The organism is Bacillus cereus group sp. Bce019, assembly GCF_051781745.1.
Lineage (GTDB): Bacteria > Bacillota > Bacilli > Bacillales > Bacillaceae_G > Bacillus_A > Bacillus_A cereus.
Window position 1 is genome coordinate 172,841 of record NZ_JBPWJX010000002.1, and the last position, 21,186, is coordinate 194,026.

Genomic DNA, 21,186 nt, shown 5'->3' on the forward strand with positions numbered 1-21,186 from the left:
GGAATGAACGTTGAAGTATGGAAAAGTAGCAGTAGTTGGAGCATTATCAGTAGGACTTTTAACAGGTTGTTTCGGTGAAAAGCCAGAAGAAAATCTATATACAGCTTTTGAAACAGCAGCAACACAAGAAAAATCTTTAGTGGATGAAGCAAAAAAATTAGAGCAATTAGAGAAACAAGGGCAAGAATTATATGCTCAAATTTTGCAAGAAGGTAAAGAACATAATGAAGCAGTTGTGAAGAAAATAGAGCAAGCTACTGCAAATGTAGACGATCGTGAAAAAGTATTGAAAAGTGAGAAAGAAATGCTAGAAAAAGCACAGAAGGAAACGAAGTCTGTTCAAAGTAATATAGAGAAGATTGAAGATAAGAAGTTACAAAAACAAGCAAAAGCAGTAGAAGAGTCGTATAAGAATCGTTATGATGCATTCCAAAAGATGAATGAAAATTACACGAAAGTGTTAGCGACTGAAAAAGAACTGTATGAAAAATTAAAAGTAAAAGAAACGAAATTAAAAGAAATCGGTGAAAAAGTTAAAACTGTTAATGAATTAAATGTGGAAGCACAAAAGTCGAAAGAGCAGTTTAACAAATTTACAAAAGAGTATAATGACAGTAAATTAGCATTCTACAAAGATGCAGAAATTAAGATTAAAGATCAGAAATAAAGAGGAATCTAAAGTGTAATAAAAAGCCGGAGAAACATCGTTATAAATGTTTTTTCGGTTTTTTACGTTAAATGAATAGAAAAGACTGGAATTGATATCATAAAAGAGTTATAGTGAGTTATTCTAAGGGAAACATTGTAAAGTAAGGAGAATGGGAATATGTCATATGAATTTTTACTCAAATTAGGTTTAGCACTCTTTTTAGGATTATTCATCGGGATAGATAGGCAGCTAAAGAATAAACCACTTGGTGTGAAAACAAGTATGGTTATTTCTGTAGCAAGTTGTTTAATTACGATGGTTTCAATTGAATCTGTACATGTATATTCTGTTCCAGGACATACAAATATGGATCCGATGCGACTGGCCGCTCAAATTGTTAGTGGAATTGGTTTTCTTGGCGCGGGTGTCATTTTACGAAGAAGTAATGACGTTATTTCTGGATTAACAACAGCTTCTATGGTGTGGGCTGCTTCAGCTTTAGGGATCGCAATTGGTGCGGGATTTTATTTACAAGCGACAGTTGCGATGGTTTTAATTATTTTAGCGATTAATGTACTTCCGCAACTTGTGAAAATTGCAGGACCGTATTCATTAAGACAAAAGGATTTATCTATAAAAATTACTGTTAAAGAGCATCATGAGTTAGATGGTATATTTAAGCAAATTAAAAATTTAGGCATGCATGTGAAACGCGTGAAAATTAAAGATATAGATAGTGGAGCATTTCAGCAACTAGAGATGGTTATTTTAGCTCCAGAAGATTTATATACAACAGAGTTATATAGTTCCCTGAAAGAGATAGATCGAGTAGTTTCAGTTGAAGTGGAAAGTAGATAATTGTGATAAAAAAGAGTGAATGAATTCACTCTTTTTTATTTGGATTCTTAAGGAATGAAATTGATATAATGATGAGTAACAAGGAGGGAGAAATGATGGGAATACATATTAGAAGAGCAATAAAGGATGATATACAAGGTATAGCAAAGGTGCATGTTGATAGTTGGAAAACAACGTATAAAGGGATATTTGCTGACGAAATTCTAGATAATATAGCATATGAGAAACGAGAAAAACAATGGGAAGATATTTTTCAAAAAGAAGGTAATCATCAATTTAGATTTGTAGCAGAGAATTTAAATGGAGAAATAGTTGGATTCATCGATGGGGGGATAGAAAGAACTGATACATATAATTGTGATGGAGAATTATATGCAATCTACCTTTTACAAGAGTATCAAGGAATGAAAATAGGACAAAAGTTATTTCAAGCGTTACTATCAGAATGTGTAAAGAATGATATGCAATCACTTTTAGTTTGGGTTGTTACGAATAATCCTTCTAAAAAGTTTTATGAAAAATTTAACCCAGAAAAAATTGATACAAAATTTTTAGAGAGAGTAAGGGTAGAAGAAACAGCGTATTGTTGGAGAGATTTGAATTTGTTATACAAACAGTTATATAGATTTGCTTAAATAATATTATTATGTAAACTTTATGTTTGAAAGAGGTATACCAATTAAGGTATACCTCTTTTGTTTAACCATTTTGGATAGATTACTAATGAAAAATAGTAAGTATGTAGTTTGAAAATGAGTATTTTTTTCGTGTATTTTTAACTAGATTAAAGAAAAGAGAGAAAACAAGAAAAATTAAATCAGATAAAAAAATTCTGAAATATACTCTTGAATTGAATATCATTATCAATTAGAATCATAATTGATAACGACATTCAATTATCGTTTATTATATAAAATTTCGATAGCTTTAATATAAAGAGGAGGACCAGTATGCAGCATGCGAAACAAATCGCAGAACATGCAACATTACAAAGCTTTTTAAACTGTTATTTAAGAGAAACAGGGAGTGGAGAATGGATTACAGAGGATGAAAGAATGAAGAGTATCTTCAGTAATACGTTGAATAGAGATACAGTCCCCACATATTTATGTTGTCGGCTATCGGCACAGAACGTTACTTTGTATGGAGAAGTTATATATAAATCATCAACAGATCGCCATTTGTTTGGAGAACAATTTTATTATCAAATTGGAGATAGTAATTCTGTTATTACAGCAGATTATGTTACAGTTATTACATTTTTAATAAAAGAGATGTCTATCAACTACGGAGAAGGAACGAATCCTGCGGAACTTATGCTTCGAGTCATTCGTAGTTGTCAAAATATTGAGGAATTTACAAAGGAGAGAATAGAAGATACATCCGCATTATACGGTTTCCATACAACTTTTATAGAAGCGGAGCAGTCTTTATTATTTGGGCATTTAACTCATCCTACACCAAAGAGTAGACAGGGGATATTGGATTGGAAAAGTGCAATGTATTCTCCAGAATTAAAAGGAGAATGTCAGCTTCATTATTTTCGGGCACATAAAAGTATAGTAAATGAAAAATCATTATTATCAGATTCTACAACAATGATTATAAAAGAAGAATTAAGTAATGATGAGATGGTTAGTAAAGAATTTATAACGAAGTACTGTAAGGAAGATCAATATGCATTAATTCCAATTCATCCGCTTCAGGCAGAATGGCTCTTGCATCAAGCTTACGTACAAGATTGGATAGTTCAAGAATTGCTTGAGTATATTGGTCCTGTAGGTAAGTATTATATGGCAACATCATCACTAAGGACGCTATATCATCCCAATTCGAAGTATATGCTTAAGTTTTCATTTCCGGTGAAAGTAACGAATTCAATGCGTATTAATAAACTGAAAGAACTTGAGAGTGGTCTTGAAGGGAAGGAAATGTTAAATACGGCTATTGGTGAAGTACGAGAAAGATTTCCAGGATTTGATTTTATTTGTGATCCAGCCTTTATTACATTAAATTATGGAACACAAGAATCTGGATTTGAAGTGATTATTCGTGAGAATCCTTTTTATAGTGAACATGCAAACGACGCAACATTAATTGCTGGGCTAGTTCAAGACGCTATACCTGGGGAGCATACGCGGTTATCGAATATTATTCATCGCCTAGCAGATTTAGAAAGTAAAAGCTGTGAAGAAGTAAGCTTAGAGTGGTTTAGACGATATATGAATATTTCTTTAAAGCCAATGGTATGGATGTATTTACAGTATGGTGTTGCATTAGAAGCTCATCAGCAAAATAGCGTTGTTCAGCTAAAAGATGGTTATCCGGTCAAATATTATTTCCGTGATAATCAAGGATTTTATTTCTGTAATTCAATGAAAGAAAAGCTTAATAATGAATTAGCTGGTATTGGAGAACGTACTGGAAATTTATATGACGACTATATTGTGGATGAGAGATTTCGTTACTACTTAATTTTCAATCATATGTTTGGCCTCATTAATGGTTTTGGCACAGCAGGATTAATTAAGGAGGAAATTCTTCTCTCGGAATTAAGGTCTGTACTTGAATCATTCCTTCCGTATAACCGGGAACCTTCAACATTTTTAAGAGAATTATTGGACGAAGATAAGTTAGCGTGTAAAGCAAATTTACTAACGAGATTTTTCGATGTCGATGAGTTAAGTAATCCATTAGAGCAAGCAATTTATGTGCAAGTACATAATCCGCTCGTTAGAGAAGTGGCTGTTCGTTCATAAATAGCGTTAAAATTTCACGTAATACAAATAATGGTATTTTGTCATAAGGTGGAGGGTTTTATGAGAGTGGACATGTATCATACGAAAGTATTGAAGGCGCTCGAATCAGAAGATTACATTTCAGTACGAAGAAGAGTGCTACGTCAATTAGTAGAATCGTTAATTTATGAGGGGATTATTACACCGGTTCGCATAGAAAAAGAAGAACAAATTCTTTTTATAATACAAGGACTTGATGAAGAAGACAAAAGTGTCACGTACAAATGCTATGGCAGGGAACGGATGACATTTGGACGTATTTCATTAGACTCATTAATAGTAAGAGTCCAAGATGAACAGCAAGAAATACAGTCTGTCTCGCAATTTCTAGAAGAAGTTTTTCGGGTTACTAGTGTAGAACAAGCTAAATTAGATTCTTTTATGCACGAATTAGAACAAACAATATTTAAAGACACGATTGCACAATATGAAAGAAATAATAAGAGAGAATATACTCAAAAATCTTACGATGAGTTTGAAAGCCAATTAATAGATGGCCATCCATATCATCCTAGTTATAAAGCACGTGTTGGATTTCAATATCGTGACAATTTTCAATATGGTTATGAATTTATGCAGCCAATAAAACTCATATGGATTGCAGCACATAAGAATTATGCGACTGTAGGTTATGAGAATGAAGTGATGTATAACAACATTTTAAAAGAGGAGATTGGCGATCGTAAATTAGAAGAGTTTATGGAACGAATTCGTAATAAGGGATGTAATCCAAAACAGTACGTGTTTATACCTGTTCACCCATGGCAGTGGGAGAATTTCATCATTTCAAATTATGCGGATCATATACAGGGTAAATTTATTATTTATTTAGGAACATCAGAGGACGATTATTGCGCGCAACAGTCAATGAGAACGTTAAGAAATATTACGAGTCCAAAGAAACCGTACGTTAAATTATCGATGAATTTACTCAACACTTCAACACTTCGTACGCTGAAACCATACTCTGTTGTAAGTGCACCAGTAATATCAAATTGGTTAAATGATGTTGTAAGTAATGACGCCTATTTAATCGATGAAGCACGTTTAATCTTGTTAAGTGAGTTTTCAAGTGTAACGTATGACACGAATAAGAAAGCTATATATGGTTCATTAGGATGTATTTGGCGCGAAAGCGTTCACAAGTATTTAGATGCACAAGAGGATGCAATTCCTTTTAATGGTTTATACGCTAAAGAGAAAGATGGTACACCAATTATTGATGCGTGGTTGAATAAATATGGAATGAAGGATTGGCTACAATTACTTATTCAAAAAGCGATAATACCAGTTATACATCTTGTTGTAGAGCATGGCATCGCACTGGAATCACATGGACAAAATATGATTCTAGTCCATAAAGAAGGGGTGCCTGTTCGTATTGCGTTAAAGGATTTTCATGAAGGGCTTGAGTTTTATCGTCCATATTTGAAAGAAGTTGACAAATGTCCCGACTTTACTAAAATGCATAAAACATATGCGAATGGAAAAATGAATGATTTCTTTGAAATGGATCGCATTGAATGTTTGCAAGAGATGGTGTTAGATGCACTATTTCTGTTTAATTTAGGAGAATTAGCATTCGTACTTGCGGATGAGTATGGATTGAAAGAAGAACATTTTTGGATGATGGTTGTTGAAGAAATTGAAAATCATTTAAGAATATATCCACATTTGAAAGGTAGATTTGAAAATATTCAATTATATGCACCTACATTCTATGCTGAACAATTAACGAAACGTCGATTATATATGGATGTGGAATCGCTTGTTCATGAAGTTCCAAATCCATTGTATAGAGTAAGACAACTTATGAAACAAAAATCAGCTGTTACAGGGGGAAATTATGCTAATCGTTAATAAACAAGAGTATAGCAAAAGTGATTTTGAATTGAGATTACAAGTTTATGAGGAAATGGAACAATTTCAAAAAGCAGAAGGAAATAGATTTGCACTTTGTCTGAAAGATCCATTCGATATTATTACGCTTGTGTTTTTCTTAAAAGAAAAGAAATCATCAGTATTACTTATACATGAAGATACGCCAAAAGAAACGGCTATTGAAATGGCAAAGCGTGCCAATTGTGTAGGGATTTTATATGGAGAATATGGCGATTTTACAAAATTAGAAGTAGGGAACTTTTTACTAGAAGAGCCTTCTTTATTGCAATATAGTTCGGGAACTACGGGAGAACCGAAACTGATTCGTAGAGCATGGACGGAAGTTGATACAGAAATTACTGCCTATAATGAAGCTTTAAACTGTGAAGTAGATGAAGTGCCAATCGTTATGGCTCCTGTTTCACATTCATACGGACTAATATGTGGTACGTTATCAGCAATTACGAGGGGGAGCAAGCCTGTAATCATTACGAACAAAAATCCTAAATTCGCATTAAATATAGTTCGCAATACAGAAAAACATATTATATATGCAGTACCACTTATGTTACACATTATGGGGAGTTTTCCATTAGGAACGTTCCAGTTTCATAAAATTATGACATCAGGATCGCCTTTGCCAGAAGCACTATTTTATAAACTAAAAAAAATGACAACATATATGATGCAGCAATACGGTTGTTCTGAAGCAGGTTGTATTAGTATATGTCATGATATGAAAAGCCATTTAGATTTAGGAAACCCTCTACCTCATGCAAGTATAAGCATAGGTTCAGATGAAAATGCACCGGAAGAAATCGTCGTGAAAATGAATGATAAGGAAATTTTCACGAAGGATTTAGGGTATAAATCTGAGCGTGGCATTCATTTTATGGGGCGTATGGACGATGTAATTAATGTCTCAGGATTAAAAGTCTTTCCTATAGAGGTAGAAGAAACGATGCTTCGATTGGAAGGTGTGCAAGAGGCAATTGTATATCGGGGGAAACATCCTGTGATGGGCGAAATAGTTAAAGCGAAAGTGATCTCTCATGTTGATCCAGTGAAAATAAGAGAATGGTGTATTCAGCACTTACCTTCTTATAAAGTTCCGCATGAAATTGAAAGTGTAAATGAAATTCCTAAAAATAAAACTGGAAAAGTAAGTAGAAAGTTACTAGAGATGGGAGAGGTTACAACATGAGACGGGAAGCGTTAAAGACTGCCGTGTTAAAAATTATGATAGAAAAAATGGAACTGAAAAATGTAACGCATTTAGAAGAAACGATGCGCTTAAATCAAGATTTATATATAGATTCGGTCATGATGTTACAGCTTATTGTATACATAGAAATGGATGTAAAGCTATGCGTTCCAGAGGATGAGGTAGACCCAAAGGCATTTCTTACTGTAGGATCTTTGCTTGATTTTATGGAAGAGTTAGAGCCGTTACAGGAAGTAAATGTGAATAACTAACCTTTAGGAAAGTGGATGAGAGTATGACTTCAATTAAAGTGCACTGTTTAGTGAGTTGTTTTTGTGAAATTATAAAAAGGCGTAGCGACATTGATTTTCGTCCATTTTATTTTGGACTATGGGATGGAGATTTTGATATAACACAAGGAGGAATTATTTCATATCACTCTGAAAACATTAACCATGATCATTATTTACTTTGGTTTGAAAAATTGTACGGTATTAAAGTAAACGAATGGTATGATCATGCAAAAGATAAAGATAGCAATGTAGAAACGTTTTTAGAATTAGTAGAAAACAAGCCGGAAAATCGTTATGTCATTGTAATGGTTGATATGTCTCTATTACCAGAGAGGGAAAATAAATTTCATCAAAAACCGTTTCCACATTATTTAATGATATCAAAAACAGAGAAAGAAGAAGAGTGGTTCATGCTAGATCCTGATTTTCGTTGGGAAGGAAATATGGAAAGAGAAAAAGTACTTCACTCTATTCAAGATAACCCATTTGGTGGAGGTTATTTCATTGATATAGAAGGAATTGGGGAGCCAACGCAAGAAACAGTAGCTAGTTATTTCACAGAAACATTCAAAAAGAACGACAATGAACTGACTATGGAACTGAAAAATTTAATTGTAAAAATGGCAAATGAGGAAGAAGGATATGCGCTTTCTGGACTTGTAGCAGCAGTAAAACAAATACCAGTACTTGCAATTCGTAAATATAGTTATGAGCATGCCTTTGCATACTTCCGTGAAACGTTGCAATATTCGGAGCAAGAATTTGATTATTGGTGTGATCGGGTAGAGGATATTGTACAAGGATTTACAAATGTACAGTATCGTGCAATTAAAATGGCAATGACGAATAATAAAGGTATGCTAGTATCGATTATTGAAAAACTGGATGAAATGAATGCGATTGAACTGCAAATTAAGAAGGAATTAGAGAGACAGTTTCTATCATGGAAAGGTATGAAAACAAATCAATCTGTCGCAACTCTTTAATAAGCTAACTGAATTTAAGATAGGGGAGTTTAATACTATGAAATATTCGCTATGTACCATTTCATTTCGTCATCAATTAATTTCATTTACTGATATTGTTCAATTTGCATATGAAAACGGTTTTGAAGGAATTGAATTATGGGGGACGCATGCACAAAATTTGTACATGCAAGAACGTGAAACGACAGAACGAGAATTGAATTTTCTAAAGGATAAAAACTTAGAAATTACGATGATAAGTGATTACTTAGATATATCATTATCAGCAGATTTTGAAAAAACGATAGAGAAAAGTGAACAACTTGTAGTACTAGCTAATTGGTTTAATACGAATAAAATTCGCACGTTTGCTGGGCAAAAAGGGAGCAAGGACTTCTCGGAACAAGAGAGAAAAGAGTATGTGAAGCGAATACGTAAGATTTGTGATGTGTTTGCTCAGAACAATATGTATGTGCTGTTAGAAACACATCCCAATACACTAACGGACACATTGCCTTCTACTATAGAGTTATTAGAAGAAGTAAACCATCCGAATTTAAAAATAAATCTTGATTTTCTTCATATATGGGAGTCTGGCGCAGATCCAATAGACAGTTTCCATCGATTAAAGCCGTGGACACTACATTACCATTTTAAGAATATATCTTCAGCGGATTATTTGCATGTGTTTGAACCTAATAATGTATATGCTGCAGCAGGAAGTCGTATAGGTATGGTTCCGTTATTTGAAGGTATTGTAAATTATGATGAGATTATTCAGGAAGTGAGAAATACGGATCTTTTTGCTTCCTTAGAATGGTTTGGACATAATTCAAAAGAGATATTAAAAGAAGAAATGAAAGTATTAATAAATAGAAAATTAGAAGTAGTAACTTCGTAATGTGAAATGATGTGAGAGTCTCGTTTAGAGGCTCTTTTTTTATGGTAAAAAATAACCAAAAATTTCCATGTATTTTAATTTGAATTTAACACAATTTATATATAAATAAGGAGGTGATTGGTAATGGCTAGAAATCGTAATTCTAATCAATTAGCATCACATGGAGCACAAGCAGCTTTAGATCAAATGAAGTATGAAATTGCACAAGAGTTCGGTGTACAACTTGGAGCTGATACTTCTTCACGTGCAAACGGTTCTGTAGGCGGTGAAATCACAAAACGCCTAGTAGCGATGGCAGAACAACAGCTTGGTGGCGGATATACTCGCTAAATGCATAAGGTTATAGGAGAAAGGAAGGATTCTTCCTTTCTTTTTTTTTCAATTAATTGGTATGGATATATAGTGAACAGAATTCAAAGAATAGAAGTAATACTATATTTTACCCAATTTCTTTTGTTGTGAATGGGAAGTATTAAAGATGTAATAGCCCTGGTGGAATGAAAATTATGTTCCAGCAGGGCTATTATATGGTAAGAAATATATGATGAAAGGTTCCGAAATCAACATGTTAAAAAAAGAAAACTGTTGTTTAATTGCGCTTGCATCAGTTCCACTTGTCATGACATTAGGGAATTCAATGCTCATTCCAATCTTGCCGACAATTGAAAAGAAATTACATATTTCATCGTTTCAAGTATCCATGATTATTACAATTTACTCTATCGTAGCCATTTTACTTATACCGATTGCTGGTTATTTATCAGATAGATGGGGACGAAAGATGGTAATGGTTCCGAGTTTGCTGATTGCGGCTATAGGAGGAGCGATAACTGGTTGGGTATCATGGAAAGTTGATAATCCCTACATTTGGATACTAATCGGTAGAGCGATTCAAGGTATTGGTGCTGCTGGTGCAATGCCGGTTGTTATACCGTGTGTTGGTGATTTATACAAAGATGAAAAACAAGTTAGTACAGGTTTGGGAATCATTGAGACATCCAATACATTTGGAAAAGTGCTGAGCCCTATTTTAGGATCTGCTCTTGCTGCCATTGTATGGTTCTTACCATTTTGGGCGATTCCAGTTTTATGTGTCGTATCAATTGTTTTGTTACTTGTTCTAGTAAAGGCAAAGAAACAAGAAGGAGAAGTACCACCACTTAAAGAGTTTATAAAATCTATTCTGTCTACGTTTCGAGAAAAAGGAAGATGGTTAATTGCCATTTTTGTATTAGGTGCAATTATTATGCTTATTTTATTCGGAATTCTCTTTTATTTGTCGACTATACTGGAATCAAAGTATGACATTCATGGTATATGGAAAGGGTGTGTGCTTGCTATCCCGTTACTTGTACTGTCACTTAGTTCCTATATGGCCGGTAAAAAAATTGGAGATAATCAAAATGTTATGAAGAAGTGTATTTATATTGGTTTTTTAATGGCAGCTGCATCAGTCATCATTCCTTTATTTATAAAAGGGATTTATTTACTACTTCTTTGTCTCGTTATTATGGGGATAGGGATTGGTATGGCACTCCCATGTTTAGATGCCCTCATTACACAAGGAATTGAAAAGGAGCAAAGGGGAACGGTTACGTCATTTTATAGTTCAATGCGATTTATCGGTGTAGCAGCTGGACCACCTTTATATTCTTTTTTTATGAAAGGGGCGGACCATGAAGTGTTTTATTTGACAAGTATTTTCGCTGCCATTGGTGCTGTCATAGCAATCATTTGGATTAAACCACCAAAGGATGCAAAGACGGTAAAACAGAAACCAGAGCCTACTTCATAATTTGTAAGAGAATTGCATGATGTTTTGAGTAACATGCAATTCTCTTTCGTTCATTAAGAATAAATAACTTGTTTTAACATATAAAGCGCGACACCCCATATGATGAGACCAGAAAATTTATTTAATAATAAAATTGTCTTTCCGGTTGAGTCTAGTCTTTTTAGAAATTTCCCCGCTAACGCTAAGCTTATAAACCAAATCCAAGAAACGATAATAGTTGCAAGTGTGAAAGCCCATTTTTCACTTCCTATGTATTGAATAGAATTTGTTCCAATTACACCGATTGTGTCTAAAATAGCATGTGGATTTAATAACGAAACGGATGCTGCGAAAAGGATTTGCTTTTTTAAGGGCATACTTTTTTCTTGTTTTACATCGTTGGAAGGGTTACTTCTCCAAATAACAAAGCCCATGTATAGGAGAAAGAAAAATCCAACTATATATAACGAGTTAGTTAGCCAAGAAAAAGTAAGGAGTACAAGGGAGACACCTTGCACTGCAATCAATATGAGTAACGTATCACATATAGAGGCAGTTAATATTACGGGGGCTGCCCTCCAAATGTTTGGTTGGCTCGCACCTTGGTTAAAGACAAAAACATTTTGTACACCTAATGGAATGATAAGTCCAAATGCAAGAATGATACCATGAATAATTGCTTCACTCATCATATTACCTCCTATTTTAATTCATTATGATAGTGTATATTGTATAGAAGAAATGAAAATTTGTATCCATCCATATGGTTGGGGAGGTTACCAACCAAAAAGAATATAAGGTGATATAATGGAAAGATTCGTTTGGAAACCGAATATGTCTCTAGCGACTCCTCTGTATAAACAAATAGAAACGTATATAAAAGAAAGGATCGTTAATGGAGAATGGACCGTTGGAACGAAATTACCTTCACAAAGAGATTTGGCCCATACATTTGGTGTGAATCGAAGCACAATTGTAATGGCTTTCGATGAACTAGTTGCAAAGGGATACATTGAAGGGAATGGCAGGAAAGGAACAATTGTTGTAAATAATAATGAGAATGCTTCAACTTACGCACCCCCGCCTAATTGGCAGTCTTATGTAGAAACAGGACTTCATTATCCGAATCTCCCAGCTATTCAGGAGATTAATCAAGCTGAATTTTATCCACATGTAATTCGATTAGGAACAGGTGAGCTCGCGCTGAGTCTCTTACCTGAGAAAAAGATGAAAGAAATTATGAATAAGCTTTTAAAGTCAAATGTGAAGCTTGGGTATGAAGAGCCGAAAGGAAATTTTTATTTAAGGGAAAAGATTTCCGAATACTTAAAGGGGCATGGTATATGTGTATCTCCTGACTCTATATTAATTGTTTCAGGAGCAATTCAAGCGCTGCAACTTATCTCTATGGGGCTTCTTCCAAAAGGGGCATCCATCTTATTAGAGAAACCATCCTATTTATACTCGCTTAATGTTTTTCAATCCGCAGGAATGCGTTTCATTGGAATACCAATGGATGAGAACGGTTTAAATACATCATATATTACAAAATATAAGAAGCAATTTAATGCATCTATTTTATATACAATCCCGTCTTTTCATAATCCAACGAACTTTAGTATGAATGCGAAGAAACGAATAGAAGTGATGGAAATATGTAATGAAATTGGATTACCTATTATAGAGGACGCAGTGTATCAAGACTTATGGTTTGATGCACCTTGTTCGAAACCTTTAAAAGCCTATGATAAAAATGGAATCGTACTACATATTGGAAGCATGTCCAAAGCAATTAGTCCAGGGTTAAGAATTGGATGGATTGTTGGACCTGAGCCAGTAATTCAAAGATTGTCAGACATAAAAATGCAAACAGATTATGGTTCAAGCACTATATCCCAGCAAATTGCAGCAGAGTGGTTTACAAATGGTCTATATGATGAGCATTTGCGCTTTGTAAGAAGTGAATTGAAAAAACGAAGAGATTTTATGTTACTAATGTTAGATAAATATCTTCGTGAAATAGCAACTTGGCATGAACCAACAGGGGGATTTTATATATGGGTACATATAAAAGTACCCATTTCAGATCGCAGTTTATTTGATAAAGCTCTGCAAGAAAAGGTTTTATTAAACCCAGGTACTTTATATGATAGAAGTGCAAATCAATTTTTGCGCCTATCGTATTCATACGCAACGTTAGAAGAAATTGAAATAGGTATAAAAAAACTTGCACAACTAATGAAAAAGTAAGAGGAGAAAGTAATGAAACAATATGTAATTTGCCAAATGATCAATGGAGAAAAATATTTAGCTGCTTATGCAGAGACGAAGCAAGAAGCGATTGAAAAAGCAGAACTGTTAGGATTAAGAACGGGAAATCGTTACATAGTTATTACTGCAGAGGAAGCCGAAGGGTTAACGTATCCTTAAACAATGTACGAGATTATATAATAATAAATAAGTCTAGTAATATAAGAAATTACTAGGCTTATTTATTATTAAGTTGTTAAACGTTCTCGTATTTATACGCAAAGTAATAATATTATGAGTCAAGTTGACGAAAAAATCGATTTGTCTTTCGGGCTTGATTTCCTTTTCTATATTCATCGATATATTGCCTAAAGTTCCAAGCTTGTAAAAATTTATTAGCAGAGTTATAACCAGAATTGTAAAGCCATTCTTTTTCTTCCTTTGTCAGTTCAAAATTAGTACTTGTAATCGTTCCTGTTGGAATTGTAATCGTTCTTGCTTTTGATTCCTTATCTAAATGACGTAAATCATGAGCTTGCATCATTGTTTTAAATAGTCCTTTGAACATGGAAATAGGCTCGTTATAGTGAGCAGGATCAGCTTGAATCTCATCTTTTATAAAATGAAATCCGAAAGTCGGCCAGCGAGGAGCGGTAGGTGAATCGAAGATCCAAATTGGATAATTACTTAGAATTCCTCCATCAACCATATAACAAGGCTGCTTCCATTTTGGAGTTCTCCATTTTACCGGTTCAAAGAAGAAGGGGATTGTACTACTCATTCTTACCGCTTTAGCGATAGAGAAGCGATAATTTAAAAATCCGTAGTTTGGTAAGTCGTCAGGAAAGACAACCATTTTACCATTACTAATATCAGAGGCGATGATTTTGAGTTTGTTTAGATCCGGTAAATCAGTAAATAAATGAACACCTTTTTTTCGAAGTAATTCTTCAATCCATTCTTCTATAAATACATTAGAGTATATACCTAGAGTAGTCCATGCACTGAGTCCCTTGCCGATAAAAGGAATTCTATCAATAAAAGTTCTTTTCGTAAATTTATTATAATCAATATCAGTTATAATCGTTTTTAACTCTGAACAAGAATATCCTGCCGCTAGGAGCGCTGCAATAATCGAACCAGCCGATGTACCAGCTACACGTTCCCATTCATAACCTTTTTCGGCTAACGCGCAAATTGCCCCGACATGCGCAATACCGCGCACACCGCCTCCTTCAAAAACACCATCAATCTTCATTAAACATACTTCCTTTCGAATGAAAGATTTAGAAATGGCAAAAAAGCACGTATTGTACGTGCTTTTTTACAATAGTTTTTAGTTTACTAGCAGCCTACAAAGCCGCCCCAACAGCTAGCTCCGATGATGATTAGAAGGATAAATAAAACGATTAATAAAGCGAAACCTCCGTAACCACAACCGCCGCCACCGTATCCGTAACCACAGCAACTATATCCGTAACCCATGTGGAATGCCTCCTTATATTTAAAAATGAACGAGGGGAAAATGTACTGGAAGAACTAAAGAATTATCGTGTTTGTAGGAACAATGTATAGTATGCTTTTTTAAACTTGTTCGCGTACGAAGGATAAGCCCGTTTTTGGGAGGCTTGTTGATTTTGTAAAGAATGAAGTATAATCTTTGTACTATGATATAAATAAGTATGTAAATGTAAGGAGAATTTATGAATAAAAAAATTGAAGTATTAATTGATAAATATGAACTAACACACTTGAAAGAAGAACTTATTAATACTGTATTTCCTTGTATAAAAGTTGTGCCAAAGCAGCAGGGAACTGTTGCGATAGGTAGTTCGAAAATGGGAGGAGTTCCTGATCTACCAGCTTTATTTGAATATCCAAAGCATAAAGGAAATCCACTACAATTTATCGCGCAATTTAACTTAAGTGATTTACAAAACGTTGGTATGGATCACAATCTTCCTAAGACGGGCATGCTGTATTTCTTTTGCATTGAAAATTATTTTGAAGAAAATGTGAATCTAACAGAAGCTGGGCGTGTACTTTATTATGATGTTCCTGTAGAGCAATTACGAAGAGAAAATGAAATACAAGCGAAATATAACCAGTGTGCAATTACTTTTGAACTGACATACAAATTACCAGAACTTTTCATTGAAGATGAGGCTGATTCAGATCGTTTCTTGCAATTACTTGAAGAGCTAATTCCAGATAACTACGATAACCATCAAATGTTTGGTGAGCCATTCTCTGTACAAGAAGAAGTGTTATATGAGACAGGAGAATATATGGGAGTAGACCCGCAGCAAATGACTCTTTTATTCCAAATTGATTCAGATCATAAAAATTGTAATATGGTTTGGGGAGAATTAGGGATGCTATATTTCTGTATTAGTAATGAAGATTTGAAAAATCAACGTTTTGAAAATACATGCTGTGTATTACAAACATGCTAATGAAAAAAGGTTGTTCTTTTAAAAAGAACAACCTTTTTATGTGAATTAGTTAATATGCATAATCTCATATGACCTATACGAAAAAGTATTGTATACTCTGAAACTATACGATACCTTTTCGTATAGTTATAGAATATAAGGAGTGACAAGATGGGAAAGACAAGTAAGTATGTGACAGCTGCCGCACTTTGTTCAACTATAGTAATGGGAGGCTTACAAGCATCATCTGTATCTTATGCAGCTACAAATCCGACTACAGTGACAGCGCAATCAGATGTAAAGTTATTAGATGATTTCAGAAAAGAATTAAAAAAACAGATTGATAATCGAGAAGAAAATATTACAATCACATATAAAACAAAAGATAGAAATGCTAGAAATATTATGGATCAATTGTATGGTGAGTTTAATAAAATTGTAGATGCTGATGAGTATGTAAAATATAATGTAGCGTCTACTAGATATTCTATTAAAGGAATGCCAGGGGACTATACGTTTACACTGCAAGTAAAATACCGTGAATCAAAAGAACAAACTCAATATGTAAAAGCTCAGGCGAAATCAATTGTTGGATCAATTGTAAAACCAGGGATGGATGAGCATGAGAAAGTAAAAGCTATTCACGATTACGTTGTTAAGCATGTGTCTTATGATACGTCTTATCAAGCGTATACAGCATATGAAGCATTAGCGAATCGTTCTGCCGTTTGCCAAGGATATACATTATTAACGTATGAGTTGTTAAAAGAGGCAGGTATTCAAAATCATATTGTAACAGGCACAGGAAATGGACAAGCTCACGCGTGGAATTTAGTGAACATTGAAAACAAATGGTATCACCTAGATACTACATTTGATGATCCAGTACCAGATAAAGCAGGGCGTGTAACTTACTCATATTTTAATATGTCTGACGAACAGTTAAGTAAAGATCATGAATGGGATCGTAGCAAATATCCAGCGGCAACTACAAGTTATTTTGGTGAATTAACAAATAAAATAAAAGCTGGTAGCTCAAAGACTGTCGTATATGAGCAGATGTTAAAAGAAACAAATTTACAATACTTATCTGCAGAATACGGAGCAGAAAATTATAATGAATTTAAGCAAAAGTTGCAGCAACAGTTTGCAGCCAAACCAGAAAAAGTAGAAGTACGATATAAGCAGTCCATGGATGGGACGATGCAAGATATAAAGAAAGTATTAAATGAAATAAATTGGCCAAAAGGTGCAAAGCGTGTGTCTTATCAAGTAGCGCCTTATAGTGCATTGGCTGGTTATTCATTGGCGACAATTACATTTACGTATTAAGCAATGAGAAAGAGCATCTGTAAAAGATGCTCTTTTTATATTTGTTGATCACTTTAAAATATTGGGAATTATGTGATAAAATAAAAAGGAGAGGATGTGAATGCTGAATGAACTTGTTCGAAAGTAATATTTTCACATTGATATATACTTGTTTAGTAATCGGACTTATCGTTTTGTTTTTCATATCATTTACTTTGTTTATTAGAAGAGTATTACAAAGCAGCGTTGCAAAGAAACACCACGTGATTAATATGAACCAGAAGCTAGATCGAATCATTGAATTGCTTGAAAAAGATAAAAAATAGCGATAGAAGAAGTATGAAAAGGGGAAAGAGAATGGCGAATTATATAAAAGAATTACGTGAAAAAGTAGGACATGATTATGTTTTCTTAAACTTTGCCGGTGGTTGTGTATTTAATAAAGATGGAGAAGTATTACTGCAAAAAAGAGGAGACTTTAACGCTTGGGGATTTCCAGGTGGTGCAATGGAGATAGGAGAATCAGCTGCGGAAACTGCAATCCGGGAAATAAAAGAAGAAACCGGGTATGATGTAGAAATAAATGAGCTTATTGGAGTGTATACAAAATATTTTCAATCATATCCAAATGGAGACAAGGCCCAGTCAATTGTGATGTTCTTTTCATTCTCAATAGTTGGAGGTGACAAAAAAGTAGATGGTGATGAAACGTTGGATTTGAAGTTTTTCCCGTTAGACGACATGCCACCGTTATTTTGTAAACAACATGAAGATTGCTTGCAAGATTTATTGGAGAAAAGAGTAGGGGTATATCGTTAACATATAAAAAAGAAGCTAAATGAAGATTAGCTTCTTTTTTATGTTTTATTTATTTCCACCAATCATCAAACATTGACGCTGGTACTTGTCTTTTATGCTCACTCACTGTGTAACGTTTTTCAATTTTCTCTGCAACGTCAGCTGGAACTGCTTTACCTTCTAAATAATCATCTAATTGATCATAAGTAATACCTAACTCTGTTTCGTCAGCTTGACCTGGTTTTTCATCTAATAAATCAGCTGTTGGCATTTTTAAGTAAAGTCGCTCGTCTGCACCTAACTCTTGTAATAATGCACGTCCTTGGCGCTTCGTTAATCCCGTTAATGGTAATAAATCTGCACCACCATCTCCGAATTTTGTAAAGAACCCTGTTACAGCTTCTGCAGCGTGATCTGTTCCGATAACAAGTAACCCTTTTTGTCCACCAATTGCATATTGAGTAACCATACGGATACGTGCTTTCACGTTACCTTTATTGAAATCTGTTAATGACTCACCCAATAAGTTTTCATATTGATTTGAAAAAGCATCAACAGTTGAAGCAATATCAAATGCAACAGATTGATCTGCTTGAATGAATTGTAATGCTAATTGTGCATCATCTTCATCTTTTTGTACTTTATAAGGAAGACGCACGGCGATAAACGTTACTTTACCACCTTCGTTACGAATTTCTTCAACTGCAAGTTGTGCTAAGCGTCCTGCTAATGTAGAGTCTTGGCCGCCGCTAATACCAAGTACAAATCCTTTTGCGCCTGTTTTCTTTACATAATCCTTTAAGAAATCAACTCGTTTACGAATTTCAACTTTTGGATCAATTACAGGCTGAACATGTAATGCTTTCATAATCTGTTCTTGTAATGTCATTATGTTTTCCTCCTATTCATATTAAAGCGGTAAATAAGTTTATATGTATAATGGTACATACTTCTATCCTTTATTATTTCGCAAAACTAACGAATATACAATAGGATGTGTGTATGAATATGAATGTAGTCATTATAAATAAAGTACTACGTATAAGCAATTTTTTTAAACCTTTCAAAACTGTAAGGTTTTTGTCATTTGAATCGATGGAAGGTATTTCCGTACTTTACTAATATAAAAACATAGTTAGTAGAAAGAAGGGCGGAGAAGTAATATGAACATTAGAGAACTCGCATATCGGAATGTAACGCGAAATAGACGGACATACTCAGCCTATTTTTTGAGTAGTGCATTTGCTATTATGGCCTTTTTTGTGTATTCATTTTTTGCGTTTCATCCGGCATTAAGTGCAGGAGAATTGGGTCAGTACGTATTCGTAAGTATGTCTTTTGCACAGTCTATTATTTACTTATTTACATTCTTCTTTATTTTATATTCGATGGGAATGTTTTTAAAAACGAGAAAGCGTGAACTAGGAATTTTAATGATGCTAGGTATGACGAAATATCAATTAAAGCGTCTTATCTTTTTTGAAAATATTATGATTGGAATAGGGGCAATTATTTTTGGTATTCTTTCAGGTATGTTATTTTCAGGGGTATTACTATTTGTCGCTCCGATGATATTGAAACTAGATATCTCCTTATCCTATTACATACCGATGAAAGCAATTGTTGTAACGGGTATTATGTTTTTTATTTTATTTATGATCATATCATTGTTTAGTGCAGGAATGATTCGTAAAAATAAGATTATGAAGTTGTTTAGAGGATCAGCAGAGGCGAAACCGGAACCGAAAGCATCAATCATTTCTTCAATATTAGCAGTAGTATTGCTTAGTGCTGGCTATGTAGGAGCTCTTCTATCGCATGGCGCAATGGTATTTATTATGATGATTCCTGTTACAACGGTAGTTATTATTGGGACGTATTTGTTGTACAAGCAGCTGAGTGTCTTTATTATTCGATTATGTAAAAAAAGTAAACGTTTCTATTGGACACAGACTAATATTATTACGTTATCAGATTTAGCGTATCGCATGAGAGATAACGCAAGAATGTTCTTTATTGTAACCATTATTTCTACTGTAGCATTTTCCGCAATAGGGACATTAGTCGGCTTCGCATCCATGACGAAAGGGATAATGGAGAGACCAATTGCGTTTCATTACCATTCTAAGCAAGGGGATAGTAACGAATCACAACATATACAAATGATTGACAAAGGATTAAAGAAACATAATATAGCAGCTTCAAAAACTAATATTTCGACAAAGAAAACGGAGGAACAGTCGTTAAGAAGCGCCACTTTTATAAAAGAATCAGATTATAAGGAATATGCAAAGTTAACAGGAGAACCATTTAATACTGTAGCAAATAAAGAGGTTGTATTTTTGTCAGCTGATATACCAGGGCCAGCGATGAAAGAAAGAAAAGAAATTACTTTACCCAATATGAATGAAAGTTTAAAGGTGAAAAAAGTTACTTCATCTTCATTGGGGAAAATATTAAGAGGAAATGTTTATGTAATCTCTAATAATCAATATGATTCATTACAAGATGGATTTATAGAGACAAAAGATTATATGTATAAAACTGAAAGAACGAAAGATGAGATTGAAATTGGTAAAGAGCTTACTCATCAAATTAAACCGTATCAAGAACAGTCAACGTTTAGTGCGGAAGAGTACGAACGAAACCAAAGTTTACAAATTGCAGGACCGATTTTATTTGTAGGTTTCTTTATTGGTATAGTATTTTTCGTTTGCGCAGGAAGTTTCCTTTACTTCCGTTTATTCTCCGATTTGGAGGATGATGTTCGCTTGTTCGAAATGATTCGAAAAGTTGGATTGACGAGTAGGGAATTATCGAAGGTAGTTACAATTCGATTGGCGCTTTTATTCTTCGTTCCAATTGGTGTTGCAACATTACATGGGGCAGTAGCCTTAACGGCGTTAGGGCAAATGTTTGAGTACTCATTGTTTAAAGAAAATACAGTTGTATTAAGTATTTTCATAGGTATTCAAGTTGTATACTTCTTACTTATAAGATCCCGTTATGTAAAACAATTGAAAGAGAGATTACGTATGCATTAAATGTGTTTTTTTAACTCGAGTACAA

At 34.0% G+C, this 21,186-nt stretch carries 22 protein-coding genes; 18 read left to right on the forward strand and 4 right to left on the reverse strand.

The window, feature by feature from the left end; all coding sequences use genetic code 11:
- Positions 1-10 precede the first annotated feature (10 nt).
- The 11 genes from ACS2QP_RS04245 (at position 11) to ACS2QP_RS04295 (ending at position 11,344) form a co-directional block, all read left to right on the forward strand.
- Positions 11-667, forward strand: coding sequence for a YkyA family protein (locus ACS2QP_RS04245; protein ID WP_000873570.1), 657 nt, complete (start codon positions 11-13; stop codon positions 665-667).
- A gap of 159 nt (positions 668-826) precedes the next feature.
- Positions 827-1,507 (forward strand): MgtC/SapB family protein, encoded by a 681-nt coding sequence (locus tag ACS2QP_RS04250; protein WP_000119510.1) that lies wholly within the window; start codon positions 827-829, stop codon positions 1,505-1,507.
- A 68-nt stretch (positions 1,508-1,575) separates the two neighbouring features.
- A complete protein-coding gene (locus ACS2QP_RS04255) occupies positions 1,576-2,142 on the forward strand; it encodes a GNAT family N-acetyltransferase (protein ID WP_170879453.1) in 567 nt (188 codons plus the stop codon).
- Positions 2,143-2,457: 315 nt separating this feature from the next.
- Positions 2,458-4,266, forward strand: coding sequence for an IucA/IucC family protein (locus ACS2QP_RS04260; RefSeq protein ID WP_001163353.1), 1,809 nt, complete (start codon positions 2,458-2,460; stop codon positions 4,264-4,266).
- A gap of 60 nt (positions 4,267-4,326) precedes the next feature.
- Positions 4,327-6,165: an IucA/IucC family protein gene (locus ACS2QP_RS04265; protein ID WP_139365892.1), complete on the forward strand. Its 1,839-nt coding sequence runs from the start codon at positions 4,327-4,329 to the stop codon at positions 6,163-6,165.
- Positions 6,152-7,390 (forward strand): AMP-binding protein, encoded by a 1,239-nt coding sequence (locus ACS2QP_RS04270; RefSeq protein WP_000909573.1) that lies wholly within the window; start codon positions 6,152-6,154, stop codon positions 7,388-7,390. The genes ACS2QP_RS04265 and ACS2QP_RS04270 overlap by 14 nt, the downstream gene beginning before the upstream one ends.
- On the forward strand, positions 7,387-7,662 hold the full coding sequence (gene asbD / locus ACS2QP_RS04275) for a petrobactin biosynthesis protein AsbD (RefSeq protein ID WP_001250566.1): 276 nt from the start codon (positions 7,387-7,389) through the stop codon (positions 7,660-7,662). The genes ACS2QP_RS04270 and asbD overlap by 4 nt, the downstream gene beginning before the upstream one ends.
- 23 nt (positions 7,663-7,685) lie before the next feature.
- Positions 7,686-8,669, forward strand: coding sequence for a DUF6005 family protein (locus tag ACS2QP_RS04280; RefSeq protein ID WP_000200729.1), 984 nt, complete (start codon positions 7,686-7,688; stop codon positions 8,667-8,669).
- Positions 8,670-8,706: 37 nt separating this feature from the next.
- Complete coding sequence (locus tag ACS2QP_RS04285; protein WP_000877687.1) at positions 8,707-9,549, forward strand: sugar phosphate isomerase/epimerase family protein; 843 nt, start codon at positions 8,707-8,709, stop codon at positions 9,547-9,549.
- A gap of 123 nt (positions 9,550-9,672) precedes the next feature.
- Positions 9,673-9,879 carry an alpha/beta-type small acid-soluble spore protein gene (locus ACS2QP_RS04290; protein WP_000113545.1) on the forward strand — a complete coding sequence of 69 codons (207 nt, stop codon included), beginning with the start codon at positions 9,673-9,675 and terminating at the stop codon, positions 9,877-9,879.
- Between the two features lie 235 nt (positions 9,880-10,114).
- Positions 10,115-11,344: an MFS transporter gene (locus ACS2QP_RS04295; protein ID WP_438882152.1), complete on the forward strand. Its 1,230-nt coding sequence runs from the start codon at positions 10,115-10,117 to the stop codon at positions 11,342-11,344.
- A gap of 53 nt (positions 11,345-11,397) precedes the next feature.
- On the opposite strand, the gene ACS2QP_RS04300 is transcribed toward ACS2QP_RS04295, so the two are convergent.
- Positions 11,398-12,012 carry a LysE/ArgO family amino acid transporter gene (locus tag ACS2QP_RS04300; RefSeq protein WP_001287291.1) on the reverse strand — a complete coding sequence of 205 codons (615 nt, stop codon included), beginning with the start codon at positions 12,010-12,012 and terminating at the stop codon, positions 11,398-11,400.
- Between the two features lie 118 nt (positions 12,013-12,130).
- Here ACS2QP_RS04300 and ACS2QP_RS04305 point away from each other — a divergent pair, with 118 nt between their 5' ends.
- Positions 12,131-13,573 (forward strand): PLP-dependent aminotransferase family protein, encoded by a 1,443-nt coding sequence (locus ACS2QP_RS04305; RefSeq protein WP_438882153.1) that lies wholly within the window; start codon positions 12,131-12,133, stop codon positions 13,571-13,573.
- Between the two features lie 12 nt (positions 13,574-13,585).
- Positions 13,586-13,753 (forward strand): DUF3933 family protein, encoded by a 168-nt coding sequence (locus ACS2QP_RS04310; protein WP_000816389.1) that lies wholly within the window; start codon positions 13,586-13,588, stop codon positions 13,751-13,753.
- Positions 13,754-13,865: 112 nt separating this feature from the next.
- On the opposite strand, the gene ACS2QP_RS04315 is transcribed toward ACS2QP_RS04310, so the two are convergent.
- A complete protein-coding gene (locus ACS2QP_RS04315) occupies positions 13,866-14,831 on the reverse strand; it encodes a patatin-like phospholipase family protein (RefSeq protein WP_078421537.1) in 966 nt (321 codons plus the stop codon).
- An 86-nt stretch (positions 14,832-14,917) separates the two neighbouring features.
- Positions 14,918-15,058, reverse strand: coding sequence for a YjcZ family sporulation protein (locus ACS2QP_RS04320; protein WP_000540419.1), 141 nt, complete (start codon positions 15,056-15,058; stop codon positions 14,918-14,920).
- 218 nt (positions 15,059-15,276) lie between these two features.
- Between ACS2QP_RS04320 and ACS2QP_RS04325 the strand changes: the two genes are divergently transcribed.
- From ACS2QP_RS04325 to ACS2QP_RS04340, 4 genes are all read left to right on the forward strand, one after another.
- The gene (locus tag ACS2QP_RS04325; protein ID WP_001034844.1) at positions 15,277-16,029 is read left to right on the forward strand and encodes a YwqG family protein; all 753 of its coding nucleotides are present in this window, start codon (positions 15,277-15,279) and stop codon (positions 16,027-16,029) included.
- A 150-nt stretch (positions 16,030-16,179) separates the two neighbouring features.
- Positions 16,180-17,340 (forward strand): transglutaminase domain-containing protein, encoded by a 1,161-nt coding sequence (locus ACS2QP_RS04330; protein WP_000520865.1) that lies wholly within the window; start codon positions 16,180-16,182, stop codon positions 17,338-17,340.
- A gap of 107 nt (positions 17,341-17,447) precedes the next feature.
- Positions 17,448-17,645 (forward strand): DUF4083 domain-containing protein, encoded by a 198-nt coding sequence (locus ACS2QP_RS04335; RefSeq protein ID WP_001048104.1) that lies wholly within the window; start codon positions 17,448-17,450, stop codon positions 17,643-17,645.
- Positions 17,646-17,676: 31 nt separating this feature from the next.
- On the forward strand, positions 17,677-18,138 hold the full coding sequence (locus tag ACS2QP_RS04340) for an NUDIX hydrolase (RefSeq protein ID WP_000024992.1): 462 nt from the start codon (positions 17,677-17,679) through the stop codon (positions 18,136-18,138).
- Positions 18,139-18,187: 49 nt separating this feature from the next.
- Here ACS2QP_RS04340 and nadE read toward each other — a convergent pair whose 3' ends face one another.
- Entirely contained in the window at positions 18,188-19,006 is an 819-nt protein-coding gene (nadE, locus tag ACS2QP_RS04345; RefSeq protein ID WP_000174896.1) for an ammonia-dependent NAD(+) synthetase, read from the reverse strand.
- 274 nt (positions 19,007-19,280) lie between these two features.
- Here nadE and ACS2QP_RS04350 point away from each other — a divergent pair, with 274 nt between their 5' ends.
- Complete coding sequence (locus ACS2QP_RS04350) at positions 19,281-21,161, forward strand: FtsX-like permease family protein (protein ID WP_438882154.1); 1,881 nt, start codon at positions 19,281-19,283, stop codon at positions 21,159-21,161.
- Positions 21,162-21,186: the final 25 nt, after the last annotated feature.